This window comes from Neoroseomonas lacus (genome assembly GCF_014644535.1).
In the GTDB taxonomy this organism is placed as follows: domain Bacteria; phylum Pseudomonadota; class Alphaproteobacteria; order Acetobacterales; family Acetobacteraceae; genus Neoroseomonas; species Neoroseomonas lacus.
The window spans coordinates 1-22,780 of sequence record NZ_BMKW01000029.1 but is presented as its reverse complement, the minus strand read 5'-3'; the positions used below and the strand labels follow the sequence as shown (position 1 = coordinate 22,780).

15 protein-coding genes are annotated in these 22,780 nt (G+C 66.8%); 4 read left to right on the top strand and 11 right to left on the bottom strand.

Features of this window, described 5'->3' with window-relative positions; translation table 11 throughout:
• Positions 1–180 precede the first annotated feature (180 nt).
• Positions 181–8,676: a GH36-type glycosyl hydrolase domain-containing protein gene (locus IEY36_RS29325; protein ID WP_229681692.1), complete on the bottom strand. Its 8,496-nt coding sequence runs from the start codon at positions 8,674–8,676 to the stop codon at positions 181–183.
• 328 nt (positions 8,677–9,004) lie between these two features.
• Here IEY36_RS29325 and IEY36_RS29320 point away from each other — a divergent pair, with 328 nt between their 5' ends.
• Positions 9,005–9,250 (top strand): hypothetical protein, encoded by a 246-nt coding sequence (locus IEY36_RS29320; protein ID WP_188973699.1) that lies wholly within the window; start codon positions 9,005–9,007, stop codon positions 9,248–9,250.
• A 225-nt stretch (positions 9,251–9,475) separates the two neighbouring features.
• On the opposite strand, the gene IEY36_RS29315 is transcribed toward IEY36_RS29320, so the two are convergent.
• From IEY36_RS29315 to IEY36_RS29300, 4 genes are all read right to left on the bottom strand, one after another.
• Positions 9,476–9,862, bottom strand: coding sequence for a hypothetical protein (locus IEY36_RS29315; protein WP_188973697.1), 387 nt, complete (start codon positions 9,860–9,862; stop codon positions 9,476–9,478).
• 177 nt (positions 9,863–10,039) lie between these two features.
• Positions 10,040–11,089, bottom strand: coding sequence for a dicarboxylate transporter/tellurite-resistance protein TehA (gene tehA / locus IEY36_RS29310; RefSeq protein WP_229681691.1), 1,050 nt, complete (start codon positions 11,087–11,089; stop codon positions 10,040–10,042).
• A 181-nt stretch (positions 11,090–11,270) separates the two neighbouring features.
• Positions 11,271–11,801: a nuclear transport factor 2 family protein gene (locus tag IEY36_RS29305; protein ID WP_188973695.1), complete on the bottom strand. Its 531-nt coding sequence runs from the start codon at positions 11,799–11,801 to the stop codon at positions 11,271–11,273.
• Between the two features lie 206 nt (positions 11,802–12,007).
• On the bottom strand, positions 12,008–12,313 hold the full coding sequence (locus IEY36_RS29300) for a tautomerase family protein (protein ID WP_188973693.1): 306 nt from the start codon (positions 12,311–12,313) through the stop codon (positions 12,008–12,010).
• Between the two features lie 774 nt (positions 12,314–13,087).
• Here IEY36_RS29300 and IEY36_RS29295 point away from each other — a divergent pair.
• Positions 13,088–14,056 (top strand): Bug family tripartite tricarboxylate transporter substrate binding protein, encoded by a 969-nt coding sequence (locus IEY36_RS29295; RefSeq protein ID WP_188973691.1) that lies wholly within the window; start codon positions 13,088–13,090, stop codon positions 14,054–14,056.
• 112 nt (positions 14,057–14,168) lie between these two features.
• Here IEY36_RS29295 and IEY36_RS29290 read toward each other — a convergent pair whose 3' ends face one another.
• The gene (locus tag IEY36_RS29290; protein WP_188973689.1) at positions 14,169–14,348 is read right to left on the bottom strand and encodes a hypothetical protein; all 180 of its coding nucleotides are present in this window, start codon (positions 14,346–14,348) and stop codon (positions 14,169–14,171) included.
• A 234-nt stretch (positions 14,349–14,582) separates the two neighbouring features.
• On the opposite strand from IEY36_RS29290, the gene IEY36_RS29285 reads away from it, so the two are divergent.
• The gene (locus IEY36_RS29285; protein ID WP_188973687.1) at positions 14,583–15,050 is read left to right on the top strand and encodes a nuclear transport factor 2 family protein; all 468 of its coding nucleotides are present in this window, start codon (positions 14,583–14,585) and stop codon (positions 15,048–15,050) included.
• Positions 15,051–15,154: 104 nt separating this feature from the next.
• Entirely contained in the window at positions 15,155–17,992 is a 2,838-nt protein-coding gene (locus tag IEY36_RS29280) for an ATP-binding protein (protein WP_188973685.1), read from the top strand.
• 51 nt (positions 17,993–18,043) lie between these two features.
• Here IEY36_RS29280 and IEY36_RS29275 read toward each other — a convergent pair whose 3' ends face one another.
• The 5 genes from IEY36_RS29275 to IEY36_RS29255 all read right to left on the bottom strand — a co-directional run.
• Positions 18,044–18,364: a hypothetical protein gene (locus IEY36_RS29275; RefSeq protein WP_229681690.1), complete on the bottom strand. Its 321-nt coding sequence runs from the start codon at positions 18,362–18,364 to the stop codon at positions 18,044–18,046.
• 450 nt (positions 18,365–18,814) lie between these two features.
• Complete coding sequence (locus tag IEY36_RS29270) at positions 18,815–19,726, bottom strand: MBL fold metallo-hydrolase (RefSeq protein ID WP_229681689.1); 912 nt, start codon at positions 19,724–19,726, stop codon at positions 18,815–18,817.
• Between the two features lie 133 nt (positions 19,727–19,859).
• The gene (locus IEY36_RS29265; protein ID WP_229681688.1) at positions 19,860–20,909 is read right to left on the bottom strand and encodes a zinc-dependent alcohol dehydrogenase family protein; all 1,050 of its coding nucleotides are present in this window, start codon (positions 20,907–20,909) and stop codon (positions 19,860–19,862) included.
• 23 nt (positions 20,910–20,932) lie between these two features.
• The gene (locus IEY36_RS29260; protein ID WP_188973701.1) at positions 20,933–21,763 is read right to left on the bottom strand and encodes an alpha/beta fold hydrolase; all 831 of its coding nucleotides are present in this window, start codon (positions 21,761–21,763) and stop codon (positions 20,933–20,935) included.
• Positions 21,764–22,507: 744 nt separating this feature from the next.
• Positions 22,508–22,780: integrase core domain-containing protein (locus IEY36_RS29255; protein WP_188973681.1), on the bottom strand; the 273-nt coding region annotated here is incomplete at its 5' end.

Below are 22,780 nucleotides of genomic sequence, written 5' to 3'. Positions count from 1 at the left end.
CACTCTCCTGGGGGTTACGATGAGCCAGAAATCCTCCGTTCCTCAACGCCGCCGTTCTGTCTCAAGGGTGCTGACGCCGGACATCCCCCAGAAGAACTTCGCGACGACCGTCGGCCCGGCCATCAGTCTCCAGCAAACCGGGGGCCGTTCATGACAATCTACCTGAACATATAGCCAAAATCATCCAAGCGTCAGATGAATCCGATGACGCGCACCGTCGTCAACAAATGGCAGGCGCAGCGGACGCTCCCTGATCGCCACGCCATCCATTGTGGCGACGGCCACGCCGCGACTGACGCCCTCGGGGTTGTCCACCCGGATCGTATACCGCGCCGCGCCGCACGCGACGGTCAGCTCGAACCCCGGCCACGCCCGAGGGATGCAAGGCTCCAGGAGTAGTGCCTCGCCCCGTATGTGCAGCCCAAGGATGCTCTCGAGGCCGGCGCGCTGCATCCATCCGGCGGAGCCGGTGTACCAAGTCCAGCCGCCCCGTCCGACATGGGCCGGCGCGGCGTAGACGTCGGCGGCGATGACGTACGGTTCCACCTTGTAGCGATGGACACCAGCCCGGGTTCGGGCGTGGTTGATCGGATTCAGCAAAGCGAACAGTTCGGCTGCCTTGTCGCCCTCGCCAAGTGCTGCGAACGCCATGACAGCCCAGAGGGCAGCGTGCGTGTATTGGCCACCATTTTCACGGATTCCTGGCGGATATCCCTTGATGTAGCCGGGATTGAGCGATGTCTTGTCGAAGGGCGGCGTGAACAGCAGCGCCAAGCCATCCTGCGGACGGATCAGCTCGCGGCTGACCGCCGCCATAGCCTGCGCCGCGCGTGCCGCATCCGCCGCACCTGACAAGACGGCCCAAGATTGCGCGATCGAGTCGATCCGGCATTCCTCGCTGACGGCCGAGCCCAGCGGAGATCCGTCGTCGAAATAGCCGCGCCGGTACCACTCCCCATCCCATCCCTCGCGTTCCATCGATGCCCGCAAGGACACGGTATGCGTACGCCAACGTTCTGCACGGTCAGCCTCGCCGCGCGCCTCGGCGATGGGCGCGAATGCCGCGAGGGCGGCGTCGAGAAGCCAGCCAAGCCACACGCTCTCGCCACGCCCTCCTTCACCGACGCAGTTCATTCCATCGTTCCAGTCGCCTGTGCCAATCAGTGGCAGTCCGTGGCCGCCGATCGCAAGGCTCGCGTCGAGGGCGCGGGCACAGTGCTCGAACAGTGTGGCTGTGTCGTCGGCAACCGTAGGCTGGAAGAAGCTGTCGTGTTCACCCGCCGTAAGCCTCTGGCCATCCAGGAAGGGGACCACGACATCGAGTAAGCCTCTGTCACCGGAGGCCTCGAGATAGTGCGCGACGGCGAAGGCGAGCCACACCCGATCGTCTGAAATCCGCGTGCGCACGCCCTGGCCGGAATGCGGCAGCCACCAATGCTGCACATCGCCCTCGGGGAACTGCCGCGCGGCGGCACGCAGGAGGTGCTCGCGCGTAAGCGCCGGGCGTGACGCGGCAATCGCCATGCCGTCCTGCAGCTGATCCCGGAAGCCGTAGGCGCCACTCGCCTGATAGAAACCGGAGCGCGCCCAGACCCTGCAGGCCAGGGTCTGATACAGCAGCCAGCCATTCAGCATGATGTCCGTGGCCCGGTCCGGCGTGCGTACCTGCACCGCGCCGAGGACATCGTCCCAGTAACGATCCGCCTCCGCCTTCACTGCATCTAGATCGCAGGCTCGGTACCGCGCGATCAAGCAGCGAGCGTCTTCCGTGCTGGCAGCTTCGCCAAGGAAGAAGGCGATCTCGACGACACCGCCAGGCGGCAATTCGACTGTGGTTTTCAGCGCACCGCAGGGATCCAGCCCGCCCCCGGTGGACCCGGACAGCGGTTCCCCGCGCGCTAGTGCGACGGGGCGAGCCAGCGTTCCGTTGCGGCCGATGAACTCAAGCCGATCTCCCGTCCAGTCCGTCTGCCTGCCGCGAAGATCGGCAAAGGCCACGCGCGACGCGAAGGCCGGGTTCCAGGGATTGCGCGCGAACATCGCACCGGTCTCGCCGTCGATCTCTGTCGTGACGAAGGGAAGCGTCGCCGAGCGCGAAGGTCCAAGAACCCATTCGGTATACGCTGTCACTGAAATTCGGCGCGCGCGGTCCGAACCGTTCCGCAGAACGAGGCGCGAAATCTTGATCGGGTCCTCCAGCGGCACGTACTGTAGGAGATCAGTCTCGATTCCGTACCCAGAGTGACCGAACCTGCTGTAACCGCGACCGTGGCGGACAACGAAGGTCTCACCGTCGTTGCGAATGGGAGAGGCGGTTGGGCTCCACAAGGCGCCGGTGTCCTCGTCCCGCAGATAGAATGCCTCACCCGACCGGTTGGCCACGGGGTCGTTCGACCAGGGGGTAAGCTGATTCTCTCGGCTGTTGACCGACCAAGTGTAGCCGCCGCCCTCGGCCGCCACCTGAAAGCCGAAGGTGGGGTTGGCGATAACGTTGATCCACGGCGCGGGTGTCGATCGACCGGAGCCCAGGATGGTGACGTATTCTCGTCCGTCCTCCGCGAAGCCACCGAGCCCGTTGAAGAACTCGAGTTCTGGCAGGGGTCGCGAAGCAAGGGGCATTACAGCCGCGACCACCGGTTTGGCAGGAGGTGGGGCCGCAACGCCGCGATGTGGCGCACGGTTGAGCTGATCAGAAAGTTGCCCACGACGGCCAACGAGCACCACACGTGCTGTTGCCGCGAGCAAACCGGCTGTCTCGGACGACATCAGATCCGCGCGGACCACGAAGACCCGTCCGTGCTGGCCGGCGTCTCGCGGCGGTGTCTGCGACTCGCTCGTTCGCACCAGGGTCTCGAGTGCGACCTGAAGATCCTGGACGTAGGACGAAGCGCGATCGTTCAGGATCACGAAATCAACCGCGAACTGCTTCATCCGCCAATACTCGTGCGCCTGCAGCAGCTGGCGGGCGATCCCGATTTCCTCGACCTCGCTGATTCGCAGCAGAAGGATGGGCAGGTCCCCGGAAATTCCCAGGGGCCATAGCCCTGGCTGCCCGCCGCCGCCGCGCTTGATGATGTCCGACGGAGGGCGGAGCATCGGCGTGGCATAGATCAGGTGCCCCGCAAGGCGCTGGAACAAACCCGCGTCACCCGAATCGATGCCTAGATGATGCATCTGCACCTGTGCCTGCGTCCAGGCCAGCGTGGCTGCGCGCTCGAAACCCGTCGTGTCATGGTGCTTGTCCACGATCTCGAGGAGGGTGTCGCGGGAGGCCGCGACCATCGTCCAGAACGTCACGCGCGTGACCGCACCCGGCGGGACCCTCACGCGCCTGCGTAGCGCAAAGACAGGGTCCAGCACCGTGCCGACCGTGTTGGAGAGCGATCGGCGATCCGACATTGCGACTGGCCTGCGGATACTGCCGCCCCGGCCGAGGAATCGCGCCCTGTCGGTCTCCATCTCCGGCTTTCCCACAGCCTCACCATCGACGATGGCGAGGTGCGCGGCCCAGATCTCGGGCTCTGACGGTGAGCGTCGCCTCCGCGTTGCCAGGATCGCACCGATGTCGGCCAGGTGCTCGGTCTCGACGAACAGCTTCGAGAGCGCGGGATGCGACACGTCCGCCGCCTGCGGGCCCAGCACCAGCTCCGCATAGGACGTGACGTCGATCTCCCGCATTCGGTCCCCGGCGTTCGTGATCGAGATGCGCCGGACCTCGGCATCGTCCTCGGCCGAGACGAGCACCTCCAGCGTCGTGGTGAGCGCAGCATCACGTCGCGTGAATTCGGCGCGGTCCTCCTGGAACACGACCTCGTAGTCATCGGGTTCGTCACCGCATGGCTGGAAGCCCGCCGACCACGTCTCGTTGCTGGTTGTGTCGCGCAGGAAAATGTAGGAACCCAGATCGTCGCAGGTGGCGTCCTCGCGCCACCGGGTCACGGCATGGCCTCGCCAGAGGCTTTGGCCCGAACCGGCTGCGGTGAGCATCACCGTGTAGCGTCCGTTCGAGAGAAGGTGCGTGGCGGGCGCGGCATCTTGCGCGGAGGTGTAGCGTCGGCCACCGGGGGGTTCGATCTCCTGAAGCCTGACCGCCGAGTGTGTATCGGCGACCCATGACGGCATGACGGTGACATCGCGCGGCGTGCGCTCGTGCAGCAGTAGTTCGGTCGCCTGGATGATGGGCTCCGCATGAAACCGGGCCCGCATCACCCCATCGAGCAGCGCATCCGCGATGGCAACGATAGTCATGCCCTGATGATGCGCCATGAAGGCGCGCACGATCGCGACCTCCTGACCCTCCGGAACCCGGATCGGCGTGTAATCGAGGGATTCCCGGAACCCGTGGCGGCCAAGCGCACCCACCTCGGCGAGGCGTCGGAAGTTCAGCGCCGCCGCCGTTGGGTCGATCATGGTGGCAAGCCCCGTCGCATACGGCGCGACGACCGTGTTCTCGCCGAGGCCCCGCTTCAGGCCGAGGCTCGGGACACCGAAGCTTGAATACTGGTAGGTGAACTCAAGGTCACGGGCATTGTAGGCCGATTCCGAGACGCCCCAGGGTATGCCGAGTGTCGCCCCATACTCGACCTGCCGTCGCACGATGAGGCGATTCGTCTGCTCGATCAGGCTGCCGGCGGGCGCGCGCATGACGAGCGACGGCATCAGGTATTCGAACATCGAACCAGACCACGAGATCAGCGCAGCGCCCGAGGCAACCGGCGTGACTGCACGGCCGAGACGGAACCAGTGACGCGTCGGGATGTCGCCCTTGGCGATCGCGAAGAAGCTGGCGAGCCGCGCCTCGGAGGCAAGCAGATCATAGCAGCTCGGGTCGAGCCTGCCCTCGGGCACCAGGTAGCCAATGGAGAGAAGTTTGCGGTCGGGATCGAGCAGGAAGCCGAACTCCATGTCGAGCGCCATGGTTCGCGCGGCCCCCTCCAGAGCCGAGAGACGCGCCGCAAGGGCTGCGTCCGGCGCGCCCGGTGCCACAAGGTCTCGGAGATGACTCTCGATCGATCGCTGCGCTGCTGCTAGCCAAGACGGCACGTCCGTTCCGGCGTTATTCTCCCGCTCGGCAGCGAGCGTCGCCGCGATGTCGGCGACGACCTCGGCCTGGACTGCAAATCGCGCGAGACGGTCCGCTATGGGCTCGCCATCCGGGGAAGGCCGGCGCATGTCGGCCGTGAATGTGGCGAGCGCGTCGTCAAGTGGCTGCCAGGTCACCGTCCGGGTCCGGGCCCCCTCGCGCACGCGCATACACTCGTCGCGAGCGACCTCCAGCGCATCTCCGATGCCGGCGATGCGCGCATCCGGGCTCATCGGCAGCTCACGCCATTCCCGGCAAGCGTTCGCGACGGCGACGAGGTGCCCCGCAAGATTGCCGCTGTCGACGGTGGAGACATAGCGTGGATCGAGCGGCCGCAGGTCCCGCGTGTCATACCAGTTGTAGAAATGGCCATGAAGCCGCGGGAGACGGCTCATCGTCGCAAACGTCGCTTCGAGCCGCTCGACAGCATCCGCAGTACCGATCCACCCGAAGTCGCGGGCGCTGAGGACGGACAGGAGATAGAGGCCGATATTGGTCGGAGACGTGCGACGCGCCACGACCGGTTTTGGGTCTTCCTGAAAGTTGTCAGGCGGCAGCATGTTGTCACTGGCCGTCACGAAGGTCTCGAAGAAGCGCCACGTCCGCCGCGCGATCAGTCGCAGACCGCGTGCGTCGGCGCCGGACACCAACAGCCGGCCCGCAGCAGGCGGCGAACGACTGGCCCACCACGCAATGCCGGGTGAGGCGATCCAGAGCAGGGCGAAGGGGGCCGTGAGTGGCCACGTCCCCTGACCTGACAGCGCTGCGACGAGGATGGCCAATCCACCGATCGCCGGCGCACCCGCCATCCGACGGTGGAAGTCGAGCAGGCCGGGTCGGCATTCGATGGTTGCCTGCGCCGCGGTCACCCATTCGAGCAGGTGCCGCCGGGTGACGAAAAGGCGAGCAAGCGTGCGCGCCACCGCATCGGACATCAGCCACGCCTGGTCCGCGAGGAAGGTGACGACGAGAAGCGAGAGACTGAGCGCAAGCCTTATATCAGTGCCGAGCGCGCGCAGGTGACTGCGCGGAGTCAGGCCACGACGGCGCGGCAGGATCGCGCTGATGACGGGAATGAGCGTCGGCACAACGATCGTGGAGAGCAGGAATGCCGTCCAAACGAGTGCAGCATGGAGGGGCAGCGTCCATCCGGTCAGGAAGGCCAGCACGGTAGCCGGCGCCGACAGCGTTCGGCGCAGGTTGTCGAGCATCTTCCAGCGCCCGATCGATGGGACGGCGCGGGCCTCCTGGCGACCACCCTCGGGGCTTGGAACGCGCCCCAGAATCCACGGAAGCAATTGCCAATCGCCACGCGCCCAGCGGTGCTGGCGCAGCGCAGAAATGTCGTAGCGGGTGGGGAATTCCTCGACGACCTCGACATCGGTGGCAAGGCCGGCACGGGCGAAGATTCCCTCGAACAGGTCGTGGCTGAGCAGCGCGGCCTCCGGAACCCGGCCTGCAAGGGCGGCCTCGAAAGCATCGATGTCATAGATGCCCTTGCCGGCGTAGGAGCCTTCGCCGAACAGATCCTGGTACACGTCGGACACCGCCGAAGCGTAGGGGTCGATTCCGCTGTGGCTCGAGTAGATCCGCTGGAACAGCGAGCCTTCCCGACCGACCGGCAGGGAGGGCGTGACCCGTGGCTGGAGCACCGCGTAACCTTCGACGACCCGCCTGGCACGCGGGTCGAACCGCGGCCGGTTGAGAGGATGCGCCATCTTGCCAATGAGCCGCCGGACGGTGTCGCGCGGCAGCCTCGTATCAGCGTCAAGTGTGATAACGTAGCGAACATTCGTCGGCACAGCATGCGGCCGCTCGGCCGCCTGAATGAAGCTCGTGTCGGTCGCGCCGCGCAGCAGCCGGTTCAGCTCATGCAGCTTGCCGCGCTTGCGCTCCCAGCCGATCCAGCGTCCTTCGCCCTCGTTCCATTGGCGCCGGCGATGCAGCAATAGGAATCGATCGCCGCCGGACGCCGGACCGTAGCGGCGGTTCAACTCGGCGATCCCATCTGCCGCGGCGGTGAGCAGCGCCGCGTCGCCCTCCATCCGTTCACTAGGAGCATCGCACCAGTCCGAGAGCAGGGCGAAATGGAGGTCGCCATCCGAACTCGCCAGGTGGTGGACTTCCAATCGTTCGATCTGCTCCTGGATCGCGTCCGCCGACGTCAGCAGCATCGGAACCGCGATCAGCGTCCGCAGATGCGACGGCACGCCGTCCCGCAGAGCCAGGGCAGGCAGGAGTTTCGGGCCGTAGCCCCATGCCGTGCCGCGGTTCACCAACGCGACCGCGACGTCCAAGGCCGGGATGGCACCGAGCGCGGCGAGCAGCGCCAGCACGCCGCCGGCGAGTCCGCCTGCGCGCAGAAGCATGAGCGGCAACAGCAGCAGGACGGCAGCGACGATGGTGATCGCGCTGACATAGCCACCGATGCCGAGTGCCTGATTCAACTGCCATGCCCGACGGCGCAGCGACGGTCTAAAGCCGATGGCCGCCTCGAAGGCGAACCGGCCACCCGCGAGCAGGTGATAGCCCGGATCCCGCCTGCGGCCGTCCGCGGCGTCCGGTGCCTCATGCGCGGCCTGCCTTGCAGCGAGGACCGCATTGCGGGCGATGTCGATCTCCTTGCGGCCCGAGCCGCGCGAGAGTTCCTCGATGGCGCTGCGGTAGAGGTTGCGGGTCGGGAAATCCATGTCCCGGTAGCCGTCACCTTTGGCGAGCACGTCGTCGACGAGGCTCATGCGTTCGAATAGCGCGGTCCAGTCGACGTCGGAGATCAGGCGCAGGCTGGTGATGATATTGCGGACGGAGACGCTTGCCGCGGCCTGGCTCTGGTGCTCCTCGCGCACGACCGCTTCAGCCGTTGTTCCCCGCTTCGCAAGGCACTCATCGAGCCAGGTCAGAGCAGAGATGATCCTGGGGTCCTGGTCACGCAGCCGATGCAGAAGCTGGACCGCGCAGGCATTCGTCGGTGGCGCCCCGTCAGGATGCGCCAACACCACCGCGAACGGTTCGGCGGTGCGCCCGCCTGCACCCAGCAGGCGATCTGCGAGTTCGTCGGCAACCTGGCAGGATGCGCGGTCTTCAACGATCTGCGCCGCCAATCGCCTTAGATTCTCGACCAGGACGATCCGCAGCGTGATGGCAATCGCCCAGAGTTCCCCGATCGTAAGCACCTCGACGTCCTGGTAGGCCCGGACGTAGCGGCACAGTGTCTCGGGCGAGAAGTGGCTGTCCGTGTGTGCAACGAAGGCCCAGGTCAGGCCAAAGACCCGCGGATACCCTGTAAACGGCCCGGTGGCGAGTTTCGGCAGCTGGCGATAGTACCGCGGTGGAAGGTCGCCGCGGATCTCGTGGATCTGTTTCTCGACGAGGAGATAATTGTCGATCAGCCATTCGGCCGCCGGTGTTATTGAGGCTCCTTCCTCCGCTGCCCGGGCTATTATGCGGTAGGCGTCGAGCAGGACGCTGCGGTTGTCCGTGAGCCGGTGTGCTAGAGGGTATACCTTGGCGGGCTTTGCTGAGACCGTCTGGGCGACCGCCAAGCTGCGCGCGTGCTCCTCGAGACGCTCGACGCTGAAGAGCTCTTCGCGCACGGGTGCACGGCTTGCCCAGAGCGATGCCGGGGAGCCGCGTCTGAATGCTGGAGGAATGAACTTTGTCACCTGGAGCCCTCCAGCGTAACGGCGAGACCGCCGTCTGGTTGCACTGCCGCGCTCGTTCAGAGCCTCCCAGGCGGATAGGCGGTTGGCGAAAATCCCTACCGTGTCCGTCCCCGTTCGTGATGCTCTAGGAACTCGCGCCTTAAGTGATTCATTATGCGCGGCCAGGACCGGCGCGCCTTGCGCAGCCGCAAAGCTGACGACGTCGACGCATGCTGGACGCGATGGCAGCGGCTCGGCACAGCGCGAATTCGCGGCGGAGGTGTCCTGGGACCTGCCGAGCCTGGCGCCGAGCGCGACGTCGCTGATCGATATCACGGTGAGCGGGGCGTGGGCGGGAGATCTGGCAGAAGCGTCGCTGGTATCTTCGACGCGGTTCACCGAGCTCGATGCCGCGGTATGGTCGAACAACACGGTGCGGGTGATGGCGCGGAATTTCTCCGCGGCGACGTTCGACCTGGCGGCGGCGACGCTGTCGGCGGGGGTGGCGAAGCGGCGGGCCCGGTGATGCTGCCGCGAAGCGCCCCTGGCGGCGCAGGTGACGAAGCGACAAATCATCTGACCGGAGCGAGGGTTCGCTCGGTGTTGCTGGCGTTCAGCGTCACCCGCCGAAAGCGCACCAGCGGCGCGCCATCGCGTCAAGGACAACCGCGACACCCTATTGTCCGCCATTCATGAGCTGCACCACATTGGCTTCCGGAATCAGCGGCCGAACGCATCCATCGCCTCGCGTTCAGGTGGCTGCCCGAACCCGTTGGCGACGGCGTGGCACGCCAAGCCCTGCAATCGCCGCGGCGGCGAGTCCGAGCCACGGCAGGAGCGCAACGTTCATCGTCTGCCAGCCCAGCCCCTGCAGCAGCGAGCCCGCGGCCAGCGACGACGCCAGGCCCACCGCAACGATCGTCAGGTCATTGGCCGTCTGCGCCCGCGCCCGCTCCGCTTGGGTGTAGGTCTCGGTCAGCAGCGTCGCACCTGGTGCGACCAGCCTGCTCGACGTCACCGTCAATGGCGCGCGACAGCGCGACCTCGCCCATGCGGCGCTCGCCCCGTCGACGCGCTTCGTCGAGTCCGACGTTGCCGAGTGGTCGAACAACACCGTGCGCGTCATGGCCAGGAACATCTCGCGGGCCACCTTGGACCTGGGCTCGGTAACGCTGTCAGTGCAGGTGAACAAGCGGTGGGTGTCGTGACTCCCGGCTGGCCTGTGTACCCATTGCGTCGCAAAGGCTGTCGATGCGAGAGCTGAGATACTCGTCCAAACTTCGTCGGTGCCGATCTCGTGCGCAATTCCAAGCGTTCACTTAGGGCCTGTGACAGGTGCTTTCGCGGGCGACTGCGAGACCATACGGCCGGAGAATAGCAGCCCGATCGTGTGAAGAGTCAGAACGCCGAGCATCGCGCAGACAAGTGGGAAGATGGCCGGCGCCAAGACGGCGAAGGGGCCGACGCCACCACGGCCCACTAGTTTCATCATCGCCGTCGCCAGCGCCGTCAGCCCGAAGGTGAAGCTCCACGCTGATGCGGTTACGCCTCCGGCAAAGATCCAGCGGGAGAGTCGCGCCAGCACGATGAACTGGAAGAGGCCGTAGCCGATAAGGGCGTAGGCAACGAAGTCCGGTGGCCCCGCGGTCACACTGAGGTATGCGACCGCCCCGACGGTTGGCGGCGCGAGCTGGATGCCGAGCGTGGGCCTGAGCGCTGACGGCATCTCCGGGGACGTCAAGAGCCGCTGGATGATGATCGACTCGATGGCGAGCCAGGAGATCACGCCGGTGCCGAAGGCGAGGCGGCCCCATTCGGCGAAGCCGAGCGCGACACAAGCGATAGCCGTCACGTAGGAGCCGGCCACGGTCGGGAGGTAGAGGATGGGCGTCGTTGACTCAGCACTACGGCCCCCTTGCCAGAGGGTCCCGGTCCGCCACAGAGCGAAAGCGCAAGTGAACGAGAATCCGAGAGCGAAGATGATCACCGCTATGGGCCTGGCATGAGGCTGAGCAGCGACCGCCACGAGCATCGTGGCAACGCCCGCAAGACTGATGAAGCAGCACTGCACAGGATGGCATGCCTCGGCCAACGCCTCTTCCGTTGCAAAGAGCCACTTGGTGACAAAGAGCAGGAGGAGGACGGTCCAGACCACGCCGCCGACGAGCATGAGGCTTTCTCCGATGGCAGCGGGCAGCCCCCACAGCTCGTGTGCCGTGCGCCAGCTGTTGCCCAGCCCGATCAGCCCGAGCACGATCCCGAAGAGCGAGGCGGGAAGGATCGGGACTCTGTCACGGATATCGTTCATCCGGGGTGGCCTCTCCAAGTGCCTGGAAGTGTCGCCACTGCGATGTGTCTCCAGCATGCCTCGATCCCTCCGATCCACGACCTCCGGCGATGCCCTCCACGACCCGCACGGACGGTCTGCCCAGCAGATGCTTTCAGCCGCGGCGCGGTGCGGCCAGTGAGAAGGAGTCGGATTTCGCGAGGTGCCGCGGGCTCGACGCCCCAATGCCCCCGAGAGGCCCGCCCCCGACGAACGGCAATTACGGCTGCACTCGCCGCCACAGCTCGTTGAAGGCGAGGCTGTCGAAGAAGGCCGAGGCCCGAACAACCTGCCCGTCGCGCAACTCGAAGAACCACGCGTACGTATTCGCATAGGGCATGCCGTCCTTGGCCACGCCGGCAGCGTCGAAGAAGATGACCACCGTGTCGCCATCGGCGTGCAGGCTGCGGATGCGGGGGCGGAGGCCCTCGCGCATGCGGGCGTTGAAGGGCCCGATGACCTTTGTCAGGAATGCCTGGCGAGTCGGATAGGTGCCCGAGACATCGGACAGGCCGACGATGGTCCAACTCGCGTCGTCGGTCAGCAGATCGAACGGACTGCCTTCACCGGCCCTCCATGCGTCGAATTTCGCTTGAACGAGCGCGCGGTGGTGGGTCTCTCTGGCGCCGTGGGTCATCGTGGTGTCTTCTTGAGTTTGGAAGGGATGGGAAGCGGCGCTCGCGGGATCCCGGGCGGGGTCAGGCACCCGTGTCCGTGACGCTTCGCCGGCGACAATCGCGGCGACAACCATTCGGCGTGCTCTCCAGTGGTCTACGCACCCTCGGCGGCGGTGATGCTGCCATCCACGGCGCGCAGGCGTCTGCACGACGGCGGAATCCGCGGCCGCCACCTTCCGGTCCGAACAGGACGCGTCCCCGCACGATTTCGCGCAGGAACGGTACCCTCGAAGCGTAGGCCACGGTCGCTGGGGGGAGCACAGCAACCTGCGGCAGCCGCCTACGGCTGATCCATGACAGGCGCTGCTTCGGCCCACTCCGCCCTGGTGCTCGGCGACCCGTCGACCATGTCCACGATCGCCTTCGACTTCTGCAGCGAGGGCATCAGCGAGCGCGGCCCTTCCCACGGCCTCCCACCGATGTGCCAGCCATCGGCATGGAGTTCCTCGATCAGAACCCAGACGACTTCGCGAAAGGCCTCCGAGCCTTCGAATTGCACCATGACGTCTGTCAGCGACTTGGCCAGCTTGTGCTTCTCCTCCTCGCTGAAGACGCCTTCGACGAGCTTGACGTTTACGAACGGCATGACAGTTCTCCTCTGCGGTGTTTGAAGACGGCCCACCATGGCAGCCGCACCGACGCGAGCGAGAGTGAGGCAGCGTGAGCCGCCGGGAGAATCTGCGAGGCTGCTGCGGCGTGCATCGTACCGGAGCGAGAGGGCCCGGGGCGCGCAGCGAGGCCGTGGTGAAACACAGCGGAGGCTGACCTGCCAGCTGTTCGCGCTGGGTGGAATTTCCCGCGCGGGTGCAGACATCCTGGCCGAACAGGCCGACCAAGCCGAGCTCTGCGCCGGCGATGGCCGTGTTGCCGACAATTGGCCGTACAACGCATCCTGCGCCGAGCATTCGATGGCTCGGCATGCACGGGCGGCGACAGTCGTGGCATCGACCGCGCTACGCGACGTCCAGCGGTCCAATTCGCGATAGTCCGCCACGACCTTGGCACGCGTCTCCGACGTGCCTTGGCCTCGCTGGCGTCGGACGCCGGCGACCCGTCGCTTGGCCTACGCGGACGTTGTGCGGCTCCGATGATGGCGGCAACGGCCCGGCACGGCCGGAGAAAGCCAGTGACATGACGCGAAGCGCAGGTCAGGCTGTGCACGCCGTGGGGAACCGGCCAGGCACCGTGAGACGCCTTCGTGCCGGATGCATGGCCAGCGCCATGGGCTCGTCAGCCACCGTCGCGGCGGCGCTGCCGAGACGCTACGATGGAGGCGTGTCCAGGCGGCAAAGGACCATTCCCCGTCCCGGCCGCAACGACGGTACCCACATATGGCATTCCCGGACGGGGAGCATGGTTGATGAACCGGACCACGAAGCGCGACCTGGTCATGATTCTCGCGACGGTGGCGGCGCCCGCCGTCGCGTCCGAACAGTCATCCTGGCCGGAGGGGCCGGTCAGGATCCTGACACCTTCACCGCCCGGCGGCAGCGTGGACCTGGTGGCGCGTCTGCTCGCTAACGGACTGTGCCGCCGTTACGGCCAGGACTGGATCGTGGAGAACCGGCCCGGTGCCGATGGCGTCGTCGCGGCGCAGGCCTTCGTATTGAGCCGGCCGGGATCGACGTTGCTGTTCTCGGCCGCGGGCATCTACATGGCCGCGCCGCTGATGTTCGCGCCATTGCCGTATGACACCGCGACGGAACTTGTCCCGATCGCGGCGCCGGTCACCGATTTCGTGGGCTTCTTCGTGCGATCGGACACGCCTGCGACCTCCTTGGGCGACTTCCTGTCGCGCGCAAAGGCGATGCCGCGGCAGTTCACCTGGGCCACGGCACCCGGTGCCTACCTGATGCTCAATGCCTTCTTCCGCGCCAACGGGATTGACATCATCTATGTCGGCTACCGCGCTCTGACAGCCATGTTGCCCGATGTCGCGATGGGGCGTCTCGACATGGCCTACCTGCCGCTGGCACCAAGCCTTTCCATGGTGCGCGACGGGCGGCTGCGGTTGCTGGCGGTGAGCAATGCCGAGCGGGCAGCCGCCATGCCGGATGTACCGACGGCGCGTGAACTCGGATTTCCCACACTCGAACTTGAGAGCTTTCCTGGCCTCTTCGGCTGGAAGGGCATGCCGATGGTGCTGCGCGATGAGATTGCCGCGTATATGCGCGACATTATCGCGGAACCGGCCGTAACCGAGAGGCTCTTGGCCATCGGGCTGGTGCCACGGCCATCCACGCGGGCGCGTTTTGAAGCCGACTTGCGCCACGTGGGCGCGCTCTACGCGGAGGCGGCGCGGCGATACGGTGCAAGACCATCCGACTGACATGGAGCGACAAGGCGTCCCGGATCCTGGCGAGGGGGCGCTGGATCCGGGACGCGGCTCCGCCCCGGGGGGAGGGGGCTGGGCGGAGCAAGCCGGCGGTGGGCAAGCCACGTCAAACGGGGTTCCCGAGCGACCCGCGGCACTCCAGCGGCCACTTGGAGATGCCGTCGCGCGGGAATCGATGCGCGGAGCGGCTGGCGTCGAAGGTGCGAATCTCGTCAGCGTCGAGCGTGATCCGGTCCGGCCGAGTGCTGGTGCGGGCTTGTTCCTCGGTCGCAGCTCCTGCCGTCATGCGCTGATCCTCGCTCTCGGTGGTCGGCGTTGCGCATGATTGTGCGTCGGGTCTGCCCCAAGGCCGAGTGAGGCGTGGTTGGACGTCGTGAGATCGCCCGGCCGGCCATCGACGATCGCGGGCTGACGCGACGCGGCCGGGCCTCACCGCATTTCACAGGACCTCACGCCCGGCCGGTGCAACGATGGCGCATCATCGACATGTCACGTCCGACGCATCGCCGAGGAGACCCGAATGACCTCACGCCCGCCGCTGCCACCCTTCACGCGCGAGAGTGCGATCGCCAAGGTTCGCGCGGCAGAAAACGCTTGGAACACGCGCAACCCCGGCGGCGTCGTCCTGGCCTACACGGGGGACAGCCGATGGCGGAACCGATCTGAGTTCCTTTCCGGTCGGGCGGCCATTGAGGCCTTCCTCGCGCGCAAATGGGCGCAGGAATTCGAGTACCGTCTCATCAAGGACCTTTGGGCCTTTACCGACGCGGCTATCGCGGTGCGCTTCGTGTATGAGAGCCGCGACGCCGGCGGCCGCTGGTGGCGCAGCCATGGCAACGAGAACTGGCTGTTCGCCCCAGACGGGCTGATGGCGGAGCGGCACGCCAGCATCAACGACGTGCCGATCAGTGAGGCGGAGCGCTTGTTCCGCTGGCCGCTGGGCACGCGGCCCGCGGACCATCCAGGCCTGACGGAACTCGGTCTTTGACCCGGGCTGCCAGCGTGCCGGCCACGCCGGTCACGCGCCCGTGGACGCCGGCAGCCCACACGTCGTCGACGCCCCCCCGCGGTTCCAGTAAGACCGATGGCGAGATGAGCACGGACGGCAACCGAAAGGGCTTCGCGTTCGGGCCGTTCTGCCTCTTTCCGGCGGAGCGATTGCTGGAGCGCGAGGGCAAGCCCATTTCGCTCGGCAGCCGCGCCTTCGACCTCCTGACCGCCATGGTCGAGCGGCCCGGCGAGGTCGTCTCCAAAGCGGACCTTTTCACGCGTGCGTGGCCCGGCATGACGGTCGAGGAGAGTGGGCTTCGCTTCCACATCTCGGCACTGCGCAAGGCGCTCGAAGAAGGCAAGGACGGCGCCCGCTACATCGCCAATGTCCCCGGACGCGGCTATTGCCTGGTCATCCCGGCGACGGCTTTCGGGCCGGAGCCGGACCAGCCGTCCATCGCGGCCCGCCCGGACCCCAAACTGCCCCTGCGTCCTCATGGCGTGCCGCTGGGTCGCGAGGAGGCGATCGCGGACCTTCTGGAGCAGCTCGGCCAGGACCGGCTCATTACCCTGGTGGGACCGGCCGGCATCGGCAAGACGACCGTTGCCTTGGCTGTTGGCGCAGCGGAGCGGGGCCGCGGCCAGGAGGTTCGCATCGCGGACCTCGCCGCGCTGCGGGACCCGGCGCTCGTCGGTGCCGCAGTGGCGGCGTCGGTCGGCATCTCCGCGCGATCGGAGGATCCGACCAACGAAATCCTCGGCTTTCTCGCGGATCGATCGGTGCTGCTCGTCCTCGACAATTGCGAACATGTGCTGGCTTCGGTCGCACCGCTCGCCGAGAGGTTGCATCTCGAAGCACCTTCCATGCGCATCCTCGCGACCAGCCGGGAGCCGCTTCGAGTTCTGGGTGAGCTGGTGGTGGAACTGCCCCCGCTGCAGGTGCCGCCGGATGACAGCCGCATCCCGGCCTCTGAGGTGCTCGCCTATCCCGCCGTGACGCTGTTCCTGGACCGCGCCGTGGCGGGGGGCTTCCGGGGGGCGCTCTCCGACGGGACGGTGGGGCTGATCGCAATGCTGTGCCGCAAGCTGGACGGCATCGCGCTGGCGATCGAGCTCGTCGCCAGCCGGGTCGGGGTGCTTGGCGTGGAGGAGACAACGGCGCTGATCGATACGCGCCTGCGGCTGCTCTGGCACGGGCGCCGCACGGCGCCGCCCCGGCACCAGACCCTAACCGCGGCGCTCGACTGGAGCCACGAGTTGCTCTCGGAGGAGGAAAGCAGGACGCTGCGGCGGCTATCGGCTTTCGTCGGCCCCTTCTCGTTGACTGCGGCAATCGCCGTGGCCGGTGCCGGCATGGAGGAGAGCGAGGTCGCTGTCGCGCTTGACGGGCTGCTGCGCAAGAGCCTGGTCTCTGTTCGGCACGGGCAGGAGACGATACGCTATCGCCTGTTGGATACGACCCGCGCCTACGCCGCCGTGAAGCTCGATGCGTCTGGGGAGGCCGCCACGACAACACGACGCCACGCGGAGGCCGTGCTGGCCATGCTGAAGGCAAACGCCGTCGCTCTGCCACTGACTGACCACGCGACGCGACAGGTGCGTGAGCGTGCACTGCTCGGAGACGTGCACGCTGCTCTGCGCTGGAGTTTCACCGATGTCGCCAGCCGCAACCTTGCCATCGCGTTGGCTGCCGAGGCCTGCGACCTGTTCGTTAGGTTGTCGCTGCTGCACGAATGCCGTCACTGGGCAGCTGATGCTCTGGCCCTGGCCGACGAGAGTGAGCTTGACGATCGTACAACCTTGAAACTGCACGCCGCGCTCGGCCACGCGATGACATTCATCGACGGCAATGGCGACGCAGCGCGACACGCGCTCGAGCAGGCATTGAGGATCGCCGAACGGCTCGACGATCGGGAAGGGCAATTCCGACTGCTGAGCCGCATGCATATGTTCCATCGCCGCACCAACGAGGTGTCGCGACTGCTGCCGATCGCAATCCGCATTCAGGAGACCGGGACAGCGATTGGCGATCCGGTCGGCATCGCCGCGGCGCACACGGTGCTGGGCGTTTCCTTCCACCTGGCCGGTGACCAGGCCGCCGCGCGCCTGCATTTGGAGACAGCCTTGCAGATGGCTGCGTTCGAGCACGTCTCGCCGGGCCATTTCGCCTTCCACCGCAATCCGTACATCGCGCTGGCCCGCACCTACTGGTTGCAGGGCCTTCCCGAACGGGCAGTCGCCGCCGCGCGCCCATTGGCGCCCGAGGCGGCATCACCCGATATCGTCACGCGATGCATAGGGCTGATCTGGGGCGCAGACGTGTTCCGATGGACGGGCGACTGGGCAACCTTCCAGGAGCTGACAGATCAGCTCGATACCCTGGCCGGCCGGCATTCCCTGCGGCCATACCAAGCGGTCGCACTCGGGATGCGGGGCGAGGCGTTGATCCGCTCCGGCCAGACGCGCGCGGGGACGGAGTTCCTGCGAAGCGCGCTGAAGGTCCTGCACACCCATCACTATGAACTATACACCGCCGGCTTCACCGTCGCGCTGGCGGAAGGGCTGGCGGCTCTGGGGGGCGCCGAGGAGGCGATCGAGATCTTGGAAGCGGTACTCGATGCTACGCTGGATCGCGGTGGCAGCCTCGACCTTCCGGAGCTCTATCGAACTCGCGCCAATCTTTGCGCGGGGCTCGGCAAGGCAGCTGAGGCGGAGGCCGACTTCCTGACGGCGATCGAGACGGCGAAGGTTCAGGGCGCGCTCGGCTGGGAACTGCGCGCCGCCACCGGCTTGGCCCGCCTGCGCGCCACGTCCGGCGATGCCGTGGCTGGCGCAACGCTGCTGCGAGAAGTGATGGCACGCTTCGTGGAAGGCCGCGACACGCCGGACCTGCGTGCGGCCGCCGGCGAGCTGGCGCGCCTCGACGCCTGTTCGGCGTGACGTCGCTGCCCCGGGCCGGCTGGCCATAGTCATCCATGGACCCAGAACAGCTCAGACGCGTGCCGGCGGGCACGGCAGAAGCCGGTGATGAACACGGGACACTGTCCAGGTGACCGTTCGCTGATCGATGGCGGCATGGACGGGCGAGTCGGCCGGTTCCTGCATCAACCGGTCCGCCGCGCGTTCGCCGTCGCCGGCGCTTGCCCAGATCAGCAAGTCGATGACGACGCCGTCGCTGCGCTGGGCGATGCGCCTCGAGAGGAAGCCGGGCTGTTTGAGCAGCCAGGCATCGACGTCGGCATTGGCGGCGATGAAGTCCGCCACGGTGAGTCCTCGATTGAGCTTGAAGGTGGTAACTTCGATGGCGTCCATGATGGCATCCTTAGTTGTCATGAAGGTAAAAGTACCGCGGGCTCAAGCAGGTCGTTCGGTCTGTCGCCGTCGAAGACCCCCAACGGCCGCTGGAGCCAGGAGCGGCCGCGGAGCAGGACTGGCAGCCAGCTGTCGGTTACCGTTGAGATCATGTCTCCGCCTCCGCCACGCGACGAATGCAGTGTCCGGGTCAGGATGCCGGGAACCCTGACTTTGTGGTTGCCCGATCGTCCAAGGGCTCCGGTGCGCGCGGCGATATCTTCGTCGAGGCCGAAGCCGGCGTCGTTGGACGATCGCTTCGATCCTTGCCCGCCCCGGTCGCTGCGGGCCGCCTTGTTCCCCACCCGGCTGTCTTCCGACGAACGGCTGACAGCCTCCCGCCTGGTCGTCCGATTTGCTGCGCCACAGCTGACGCAGTGGCGCAGCAGCCGTGACCGTCGCCTTCATGCATCACACGCCCATGTAGACAAGGCGGGTGAAGAACTGTGGCGAGATGACGAAGCCGCCCCAGCGCGCGTCGTGCACCGCGGTTGGCCGGGCCGCGATGACCTCCTCCAGGCTCCGTCCCTGCCGCTTTAGCTCCGCGACCCTGCCGTGGACATCGACGAGCATGGCGAGGCAATCACGCAGGTCCTGCCGCGTGCCGACAAGCCCGTGGCCCGGAATGATGATCGTGCTCTCCGCGCTTCCGGCCAGATTGGCCTCCGTGGCCCGGATGGTGCCCTCAATGCTGCCGCCGGTGGAGTAGTCGATGAAGGGGTAGGCGTTGTTCCAGAAGGTGTCGCCGGTATGAAGGATGTCGGCCTCGGCGAAGAAGACCGAGAGGTCGCTGTCGGTGTGTGCGGGGCTGTATTCGCGCAATGTCATCGTCGCGCCGTTCAGCCGCATCACCTCTTCGCCGTCGACCAGCCGTGTCGGCAGGGCGGTGACGGGGGCCGGCGGGAAGTCGAAAGCCCAGTCCTCCACCCGCTGCATCATCGCCAGGTACTTGCGGGTGTTCCGGTGTGCCGTGATGGTCGCGCCGGCCTCGGCCATCCAGGCGTTTCCGTCCGCGTGGTCAAAATGCCAGTGGGTATTCACGAGGTGCCTGATCGGCTCCCGTCCGATGCTGCCGAGCGCTTCCTCGATCCGTGGGCGTGATGCGGTGATGCCGCTGTCGATCATCAGCTTGCCGTCGCGACCGCCGAGCACCGCGATGTTGCCACCCGACCCCTCCAGCACGCCTATTCCGCCGCGGAGGCGGTGCAGCGTGATCGGCGTCTCGACCGCGGCGGCGCGAATGCCGTCGACGATGCCTTGCGCCTGTGCATAGGCTTGGCGCGGTGTCAGCCACCGACCGGATGCGGTGAAGCCCGCGGCCATGAGGCAGCACAGGCAGAACCCCCGGCGCGTGCGCGCGGAAGGGCGCGGTTGGGCGTTGGTGCTCATTGGCTTGGTCCTTGTCCTTCGTTGTGGGCGCGAGGGCCTCCGCGCGCCGGCGGCGTGACGGGCGGCGTCATCGAGGCGCCGCGGACGGATTGCCGCTTCCCGGATTGGGTTCATGCGTGGCCTCACTGATGTCCACGACGAGCTTGCCGCGCGCGGTTCCCATCGCGACCTCACGATAGGCTTCGGCGACGGTCGCCAGCGTAAAGCGCTGCGGAGCCAGCGGGGGCACCAGCTTTCCAGCCTCGGCAAGCCGCGTCGCCTCGGCCAGGATCTCGCCGTGGTGCTCGCGGCCTTCGCCGGTCAGCAGTGGCAGCAGGGTGAAGACGCCTGAATAGGTTGCTGCCCGGAAGGACAGCGGCGCCAGCGCGTGCGTTCCCCAGCCGAGGCAGCTCACGACATGTCCGAATCGGCGCACTGCCAGGAAGGACCCGTCGAGTGTGGCTCCGCCCGCGGTGTCGTAGACTAGGTCGAACCCTCGCCCATCGGTGAGGCGCGCCACATAGTCGTCCACCGGATCGGAGCGGTCGATGAAGGTCGCGCCAAGGCGTTCGATGGCGGCACGGCCTTCCGGCCCACTCACCGCGAACGCCTCGGCACCCACTGCCGAGGCGAGTTGGATCACCATCTGGCCGACCCCGCCGGCACCGCCCTGAACCAGCACCAGTTGGCCCGACCGAACGCCAGCCCGGTCGACCAGGCCCTCCCAGGCGGTGATGAAGATCAGCGGCAGCGCTGCGGCCTGGCGCATGCTGAGGTTGGCGGGCTTTCGAGCAAGCAGCGCGGCATCGACCGCCGCGTACTCGGCGAGCGAACCCTGGTTTCCGCCGACGCCACCGGCCATGCCGTACACCTCGTCGCCGGGCCGAAGGCCGTCGACGCCTTCGCCAATGGCCTCGACGGTGCCGGCGAGGTCGATGCCGAGCACTGCGGGCAACGGATGCCGTGCGTGTGGCGCGGCACCCATCTGGATCTTAACGTCGAGCGGGTTCACCGCGCTGGCCGCGATGCGGACAAGCACCTGGCCCGAAGCGGCAACCGGCCGCGGAACGCTTGCGATGCGCGGCGCGGCGCCGTGCGCGTCCACGATCGATGCCCGCATGTTGAGGATGGTGGACATGGTTGGCCCTCGCGATGCTGGGTTCAACGGCGCAGGAAGACGAGCAGGTCGTCATTCAGCTGCTGTTTGTGGGTGTCTGTCAGGCCGTGCGGCGCACCGGGATAGACGCTCAGCGTTGCATGCGGCACCAGGCGCATCGCAGCGTGAGCGGACGCCTCGATAGGGACGATCTGATCGTCGGCGCCGTGCACGATCAGCGTGGGCCGGTCGAAGCGCTTGAGATCCTCCGTGAAGTCGGTCTCCGAGAAGGCTCTGATGCAGTCATAGGTGTTCTTGTGGCCAGCCATCATGCCCTGCAGCCAGAAGGAGTCGATCATGCCTTGCGACTTCTCGGCGCCCGGTCGGTTGAAGCCGAAGAACGGACCGCTCGCGATGTCGAGGTAGAGCTTCGAGCGGTCGACAAGGCTCGCCGCACGGAGGCCGTCGAACACCTCGATTGGCTGCCCGCTTGGGTTCGCCGCAGTCTTCAGCATCAACGGCGGCACGGCCGAGATGAGGCAGATCTTCGCGACGCGCCCGGTGCCGTGGCGTCCGACATAGCGGGTGACCTCGCCGCCGCCGGTCGAAAAGCCGAACAGAGCGATGTTGCGCAGGTCCAGCACCTCGATCACCTGGGCCAGGTCATCGGCGTAGTGGTCCATGTCATTGCCGTCCCAGGGCTGGCTGGAGCGGCCATGACCACGCCGATCATGCGCGACGACCCGGTAGCCGTTGCTCGCAAGGTGGAGGGCCTGGCTCTCCCAGCTGTCCGCGTTCAACGGCCAGCCGTGGCTGAGCACGACGGGCTGGCCGCTGGGCGGCCCCCAATCCTTGACGTAGAGAGATACGCCGTCGCGCGTGGTGATGCTGTTCATGGTGATGCTCCTCGGGTTGGGTGGCGTCGTGGCACCGCCGCTGTCTTGGGCAGTCGCGGGCGTGGAAGTGCACGGCATGGCGAGGCCGACCGGCATCGCGGCGCCGCCCAAAAGCAGCGCGCGTCGGGCGAAGGTGGCGTCGTAGTCTTGCTGCTGGCTCGGCATGTCTAGGCTCCTGTTGTTGCCGAGGAGCATGCGAGGGTGGGTGACGCTTCGCGAGTTAGGCAGCGCGAGTTCGGGTGAAGAACCGTGAAGGCGGCGCGGATCGGCTCGACGCGCTTCTACCGGGCCCAGAACAACGATGTCCGGAGTTTGCCGTCAGCTACACGATCGATGCCAACCGCAGCCTGACCTTACATGCTGAACGAGGTCCAATTGGCGCTGGCGAAGGCCTCGGTCGAAGCGCCGGGTGCCCACGCGCGCTCACCCGATCCTCGCAACGGGGCCTCCCCCGTCGCAGGGTCGCCGTGTTTCCTCAGCCAATGTCAGCCGGGCATTGCCTGGGTGGCAAAGGATGCAACGAGCGCACGCAGCACGCGCTGTGTGGTCGTGAGGGCATCCGTCACAAGCGTCAGCAGATCCGAGGAACGCTGAACGGACGTTCGCTCATCGTTGATCGCATTCTGGGGATCAGCCGACGCGAGGTGCGCCGGCATGACCAGCAAAGGCACATCGGAGAATGAAACGCACGCTCCGCACGCTGATCATCGGCGCCACGCTTCTTGGCCCGTGGAGCTGCCCCCATCAAACCGGACAAGCGGCGTGGGTTACTGACTGCGCAGCGATGAACTCACGGGGCGAGCGCATGCGCAAGCCGCTGTGAGGGTGGATGGTGTTGTAGTCCTCGAACCGGCCGGCCAGGCGCTGCAGGACGGAGATGGCATCGGGCCTGGGGTTCACACGGGCATAGTCGCGCTTGAAGGTCTTCACGAAGGCCCCGCAGACACCGTTGCTCTCGGGGCCGCGGACGGGCGTGAAGCAGGCGACGAGGTTCAGCGCGACGGCGAAGTCGGTGGT

What these genes read in the sequence shown, in the direction of transcription:
- IEY36_RS29280 (WP_188973685.1), top strand. Translation starts at nt 15,155, where the DNA reads ATGAGCACGGACGGCAACCGAAAGGGCTTCGCGTTCGGGCCGTTCTGC.
- IEY36_RS29285 (WP_188973687.1), top strand. Translation starts at nt 14,583, where the DNA reads ATGACCTCACGCCCGCCGCTGCCACCCTTCACGCGCGAGAGTGCGATC.
- IEY36_RS29270 (WP_229681689.1), bottom strand. Translation starts at nt 19,726, where the DNA reads ATGGCCGCGGGCTTCACCGCATCCGGTCGGTGGCTGACACCGCGCCAA.
- tehA (WP_229681691.1), bottom strand. Translation starts at nt 11,089, where the DNA reads ATGCTGGAGACACATCGCAGTGGCGACACTTCCAGGCACTTGGAGAGG.
- IEY36_RS29265 (WP_229681688.1), bottom strand. Translation starts at nt 20,909, where the DNA reads ATGTCCACCATCCTCAACATGCGGGCATCGATCGTGGACGCGCACGGC.
- IEY36_RS29295 (WP_188973691.1), top strand. Translation starts at nt 13,088, where the DNA reads ATGAACCGGACCACGAAGCGCGACCTGGTCATGATTCTCGCGACGGTG.
- IEY36_RS29275 (WP_229681690.1), bottom strand. Translation starts at nt 18,364, where the DNA reads ATGGACGCCATCGAAGTTACCACCTTCAAGCTCAATCGAGGACTCACC.
- IEY36_RS29305 (WP_188973695.1), bottom strand. Translation starts at nt 11,801, where the DNA reads ATGGTTGTCGCCGCGATTGTCGCCGGCGAAGCGTCACGGACACGGGTG.
- IEY36_RS29290 (WP_188973689.1), bottom strand. Translation starts at nt 14,348, where the DNA reads ATGACGGCAGGAGCTGCGACCGAGGAACAAGCCCGCACCAGCACTCGG.
- IEY36_RS29260 (WP_188973701.1), bottom strand. Translation starts at nt 21,763, where the DNA reads ATGAACAGCATCACCACGCGCGACGGCGTATCTCTCTACGTCAAGGAT.
- IEY36_RS29300 (WP_188973693.1), bottom strand. Translation starts at nt 12,313, where the DNA reads ATGCCGTTCGTAAACGTCAAGCTCGTCGAAGGCGTCTTCAGCGAGGAG.
- IEY36_RS29315 (WP_188973697.1), bottom strand. Translation starts at nt 9,862, where the DNA reads ATGTTCCTGGCCATGACGCGCACGGTGTTGTTCGACCACTCGGCAACG.